This window comes from Streptomyces sp. NPDC007162 (assembly GCF_040634175.1).
GTDB lineage: Bacteria > Actinomycetota > Actinomycetes > Streptomycetales > Streptomycetaceae > Streptomyces.
Genome location: NZ_JBEYFC010000564.1, coordinates 1 through 5318, shown reverse-complemented (window position 1 = coordinate 5318; position 5318 = coordinate 1). Strand labels below are relative to the sequence as shown.

Sequence of the window (5318 nt, the reverse complement as noted above, 5' to 3'; positions counted from 1 at the left end):
GGTGGAGCCGTTCGCGCCGTTCGGCCTGCTGTTCGTGTCTTCCTGGTCCAGCCCCTGGTCCGGCCGGTGCAGGAGCACCTGGTGGAGCTGCTGCTGATGTGCGACGCCGCGCGGGGCGCCTCGGCCGGCCGGATCACCGTGGTCATGCCGCACTACTCCTACGCCCGCTCGGACAAGAAGGACGCCCCGCGCATCTCCCTCGGTGGCAGACTGGTCGCCGACCTGCTGGTGGCGGCCGGCGCGGGCCGGGTGCTCGCCATGACCCTGCACGCCCCGCAGGTGCACGGTTTCTTCTCGGTGCCGGTCGATCATCTGCACGCGCTGCGGGAGCTGGCCGCGCACTTCAGGCGGTACGACCTCTCCCGCACCACCGTCGTCTCGCCCGACCTCGGCAACGCCAAGGAGGCCGCCGCCTTCGCCCGGCTGATCGGCGCCCAGGTGGCGGCCGGCGCCAAGCAGCGGTACGCCGACGACCGGGTCGTCATCAGCTCGGTCATCGGCGAGGTCGCGGACCGGGACGTGATCGTGCTCGACGACGAGATCGCCAAGGGCAGCACGGTCGTCGAACTCCTGGAACGGCTGCGGGAGCTGGGGCCGCCGCGGTCGATCCGGATCGCCTGCACGCACGGGCTGTTCGCGGCGGGCGCCCTGAAGCGGCTGAGCGAGCAGCCCGACGTGCTGGAGATCGTCTGCACCAACACGGTGCCGGTGCCCGCCGAGGAGCACACCGACAAACTGCGGGTCCTGTCGATCGCCCCGGCGCTGGCCGAGGCCGTACGCCGGATCCACAACGGCGAGTCCGTGAGCGCCCTGTTCGAAGAGCCGCGCAACCTCTAGACAGGAAGCGCGGCATCACCAGTCGCGATCCGTGAGGGCGGCCGGACGGTCGGCGCCGGTCAGGTCACGAGGATCCGCAAGCAGGCGCGGACGCGGGGGCGTTCACAGGGTGCCGGACGTGGCCTCGGGCCGTCCCAGGGCCGCGTCCAGCGTCGCCAGCGGAGGAAGCAGCCGTGACAGACCCGTCACCTTGAGGACCCGCAGGGTCAGCGGGTGGGTGCACACCAGCCGGATCTGACCGCCGTGTTCGAGCACCCGGCTGCGCGCCCGGTACAGCAGCCGCAGCCCGGAGCAGTCGAAGAACTCGACGTGCCGCAGGTCGATCACCACCCGGGAGCCGTCCCGGGCGGTCACCCGGTCCAGGTGAGGGGCGATCTCCGTCGCCGCGGCGATGTCGATCTCCCCGCGTAACTCCAGCACCGTGTGGCCGTGGTCCTCGTGGACGCGCAGGTGCCGGGTGAGCGGCACGGGAGCCCCTGGGGGTTCCTGGCGCATGACGGCATCACCTCCCACCCCTGCCGGTCAATTCCGTTCCCCGCCCTGCAAGTTACCCTCGATGGAGGGAATTTCAGCATGTTCGATTGACATATGTCTGCTGCTTCGGCACGCCATTTTCTGTGGCGTGTGCGACAGTACGGGAACGGGCACGTGGGAGCGGTACCGCCCCCCGGTTCGCGGCGCTCGTGAGGCTCAGGACAGCGCGTGCCACGCCTTGCTCAGCGCCTGCCGGAACTGTTCCTCCTGATGCGCGGTGAGCTCCCGGACCATCCGCTCCTCCAGCTCCCGCACCTGCCCGGCGACCCCGGCGAGCAGCTCGCGCCCGGCGTCGGTGAGCAGGATCAGCAGCTCCCGCCGGTTGCGCGGGTTGCGCTCCCGGCGGACGAGCCCCCGGCCCTCCAATGACCGTACGAGGTCGGCCATCGACTGGGCGGTCACGAACGAGTCGCGCGCCAACTGGGCGGCCGACAGGCCGTCATGGCGCTCCAGCACGGTCAGGGCCGTGTACTGCAGTGCCGTGATCCCGGCCGGCTTCACCAGCTCGTCGAGGTGTGAGCGCACCACCAGCTCCACCTGCTTGACCATGTACAGCAGTGAGGGGCGTGTCTTTGTACCGACCATGCGTGCACCCTAGACCATTGACAGGAATCCTGTCTGTGATGAGACTGCGGACCAACAGGAATCCTGTTTGTTGAACACTAAGCGATCAACGCTGGGAGTGGGCAATGGCGACCACCTTCGAGACCGGCCCGGGGCGGCTGTTCATCGGCGGACAGTGGCGGGAGGCCGCCGACGGGGGCCGGACGGAGGTGACCGACCCGGCCACCGGCCGGGTGGTCACCACGGTCGCGGAGGCGGGCGCCGCCGACGTCGACGCCGCGGTGCGCGCCGCGCGGGAGGCCTTCGACGCGGGGGAGTGGTCGGGGCTCAGCGGCCGGGAGCGCGGCCGGGTGCTGCACCGGATCGCCGAGCTGATCCGGGAGAACGCCGCGGAGATCGCGGCCCTGGAGAGCCTGGACGTCGGCAAGCCGATCACCCTGGCCACGGCCGTCGACGTCACCAACGCGGCCAACGACTACGAGCACTTCGCCGCCCTCGCCCACACCCTGGACGGCGCCGTCCGCGACGTCCCGCTCAACGCCCTCGCCTACACCCGGCGCGAACCGATCGGCGTGGTGGCCGCCATCACCCCCTTCAACTTCCCGCTGGTCCTGGCCGGTTCGAAGATCGGCCCCGCCCTCGCCGCCGGCAACACGGTCGTCCACAAGCCCGCCGACGAGACCCCGCTCAGCGCCCTGTACATGGCCCGCCTGTTCAAGGAGGCGGGCGTCCCGGACGGGGTGGTCAACGTCGTCACCGGCGCCGGACCGGTCGCGGGCGAGGCCCTGCTGGGCCACCCGGGCGTCGACAAGGTCGCCTTCACCGGCTCCACCGCCGTCGGCCGGCACGTGGCGGGCACAGCGGGCCAGGCCCTCAAGCCGGTCACCGTGGAACTCGGCGGCAACGCCGCCCACCTGGTCTTCGAGGACGCCGACCTGGAGAAGGCCGTCGGCGCGGTGATCAAGGCCTTCGTCTTCAACACCGGCCAGTTCTGCATGGGCGGCCCCCGGCTCCTCGTCGCCCGTCCGGTCTACGCCACGCTGCTCGGCATCCTCGCCGAGGCCGTCCCCGGCGTCCCGGTCGGCGACCCGCGCGAGGCGGCCACCGTGGTCGGCCCGATGGCGGGGGAGAAGCACCTGCGCAAGGTCGAGGAGTACGTCGAGATCGCCCGCAAGGAGGGCGGCCGGATCGTCTGCGGCGGCGAACGCCTCGACCTGAACGGCGGCTTCTACTACCGGCCGACCGTCATCGCCGACCTGCCGAACGACTCCCGGGTGATCCAGGACGAGATCTTCGGCCCGGTGCTCACCGTGCAGCCCTTCGACACCGAGGACGAGGCCGTCGCCCTCGCCAACTCCACGCCGTACGGCCTGGCTTCCGGCATCCAGACCGGCAACCTCGCCCGCGCCCACCGCGTCGCGGCCCGCCTCCAGGCGGGCATCGTCTGGGTCAACGACTGGGCGCTGCTCGACCCCGCCGTCCCCTTCGGCGGCGTCAAGGCGTCCGGCTTCGGCCGCGAGTACGGCCCCGAGGCCCTCGACGCCTACACCAAGGTCAAGTCCGTCGTCGTCTCGCTCGGCTGAGCCCTCGCAGACCAGGAGATCACGCGATGTCCATCACCACCCGAGCCGCCGTGATCGAGTCCGGCGGCGCGCCCTTCACCCTCACCGACGTCGAACTGGACACGCCGGGGCCCCACGAGGCGCTGGTCCGCATGGTGGCCACCGGTCTGTGCCACACCGACCTCTCGGTGGCGAGCGGCGGGCTGCCCTTCCCGCTCCCGGGCGTCCTCGGTCACGAGGGCGCCGGGGTCGTGGAGGCCGTCGGCTCCGCCGTCACCGGGGTCGCGCCGGGCGACCACGTCGTGCTGTCCTTCACCTCCTGCGGCGACTGCCGCAACTGTCACGGCGGCCATCCCGCCTACTGCGCCACCTGGCTGCCGCTCAACCTGATCGGCGGCCGGCGCGCCGACGGCAGCCACACCGTCAGCCGGGACGGCGAGCCGCTCGGCGGCCACTTCTTCGGCCAGTCCTCCTTCGCCGAGCGGGCGCTGGTGGACGAGCGCAGCCTCGTCAGGGTGGCCGCGGACATACCGCTGGAGACGATCGCCCCGCTCGGCTGCGGGGTGCAGACCGGGGTCGGCGCCGTGTGGAACGTACTGGAACCGGCCACCGGCAGCACGGTCGTCGTACTGGGGGCCGGGGCGGTGGGCCTCTCGGCGGTCATGGCGGCCGCGCTCACCCCTGCCACCACGATCGTCGCCGTCGACCGGGTGGCCGAACGCCTCGAACGGGCCGGGGAACTGGGCGCCACGCACACCGTCGACGCGACCCGGCAGGACGTCCCGGAGGCCGTCCGGCGGATCTCTGAGGGAGCCGGCGCCGACGGCGTCGTGGAGACCACCGGCAATGCCGCGGTACTGCGCCAGGGCGTGGACGCGCTCGCCGCCCGCGGCACCCTGGTCGTCGTCGGCGCCCCGCCCTTCGGCACCGAAGTGCCCCTGGACGTCAACGGGTTGCTGGCCGGCAAGCGGATCGTGGGCCTGACCCTCGGCGACAGCGAGACACAGGCGTTCATCCCGGCCCTGGTCCGGCTGGTGCGCGAGGGGCGGCTGCCGCTGCACCAGCTGATCACCACCTATCCGTTCGCCGACATCGACCGGGCCGTAGGGGACATGAGCACGGGCAAGGCGATCAAGCCCGTGCTCACGTTCTGACGCGTCAGGTTCAGTCGGTCACGAGGACCAGCTTGCCCGTGGTCCGGCCGGTGCCGCCCAGCTCGTGCGCCTTGGCGGCATCGGCCAGCGGGAAGGTGCCGGCGACGGTGGCGCGCAGCCTGCCCGACTCCACCAGCTCCGCGACCGCCCGCATGCCGGCCCGGTCGGCGTCCACCAGCATCCGCACCGCACGCACACCCAGCCGCCCGGCCTCCTCGGACAACCGTGGTGAGCCGACCGGAATGATCGACACCAGCGTGCCGCCGCGGCGCAGGACCCGCAGCGAGGCCGTCGTGGCGTCGCCGCCGACCGTGTCCAGCACCACGTCCACGTCCCGGACCGCCTCCGTGACGTCCACGGACCGGTAGTCGACCGGCTCGTCCACCCCGATCTCCCGCAGGAAGTCGTGCTTGCCCGCGCTGGCCGTGCCGATCACGTACGCGCCGCGCGCCTTGGCGATCTGCACCGCCACGTGCCCGACGCCGCCGGCCGCCGCGTGGATCAGCACCCGCTGTCCGGGCCGCACGTCGGCGTACTCCACCAGCGCCTGCCAGGCCGTCAGCGACACCAGGGGCAGGGCGCCCGCCTGTACGTGGTCGATCGCCTCCGGCTTCGGCACCAGGGCCCGGGCGGGCACGATCACGTACTCGGCGTGCGTGCCGTGGCC

The 5318-nt window shown here is 72.3% G+C and carries 6 protein-coding genes; 3 read left to right on the top strand and 3 right to left on the bottom strand.

The window, feature by feature from the left end:
- Positions 1 to 837, top strand: an 837-nt coding sequence (locus ABZ646_RS39215) for a ribose-phosphate pyrophosphokinase (RefSeq protein ID WP_360530298.1), incomplete at its 5' end; no start/stop codon positions are given.
- 102 nt (positions 838 to 939) lie between these two features.
- Here the strand turns inward: ABZ646_RS39215 and ABZ646_RS39210 are convergent.
- A complete protein-coding gene (locus ABZ646_RS39210) occupies positions 940 to 1332 on the bottom strand; it encodes an anti-sigma factor antagonist (RefSeq protein ID WP_360530295.1) in 393 nt (130 codons plus the stop codon).
- A 195-nt stretch (positions 1333 to 1527) separates the two neighbouring features.
- A complete protein-coding gene (locus tag ABZ646_RS39205; protein ID WP_360530292.1) occupies positions 1528 to 1956 on the bottom strand; it encodes a MarR family transcriptional regulator in 429 nt (142 codons plus the stop codon).
- 104 nt (positions 1957 to 2060) lie between these two features.
- Between ABZ646_RS39205 and ABZ646_RS39200 the strand changes: the two genes are divergently transcribed.
- Entirely contained in the window at positions 2061 to 3518 is a 1458-nt protein-coding gene (locus ABZ646_RS39200) for an aldehyde dehydrogenase family protein (protein ID WP_360530289.1), read from the top strand.
- 26 nt (positions 3519 to 3544) lie between these two features.
- On the top strand, positions 3545 to 4651 hold the full coding sequence (locus ABZ646_RS39195) for an NAD(P)-dependent alcohol dehydrogenase (RefSeq protein ID WP_360530287.1): 1107 nt from the start codon (positions 3545 to 3547) through the stop codon (positions 4649 to 4651).
- A gap of 10 nt (positions 4652 to 4661) precedes the next feature.
- On the opposite strand, the gene ABZ646_RS39190 is transcribed toward ABZ646_RS39195, so the two are convergent.
- Positions 4662 to 5318: NADP-dependent oxidoreductase (locus ABZ646_RS39190; protein WP_360530283.1), on the bottom strand; the 657-nt coding region annotated here is incomplete at its 5' end.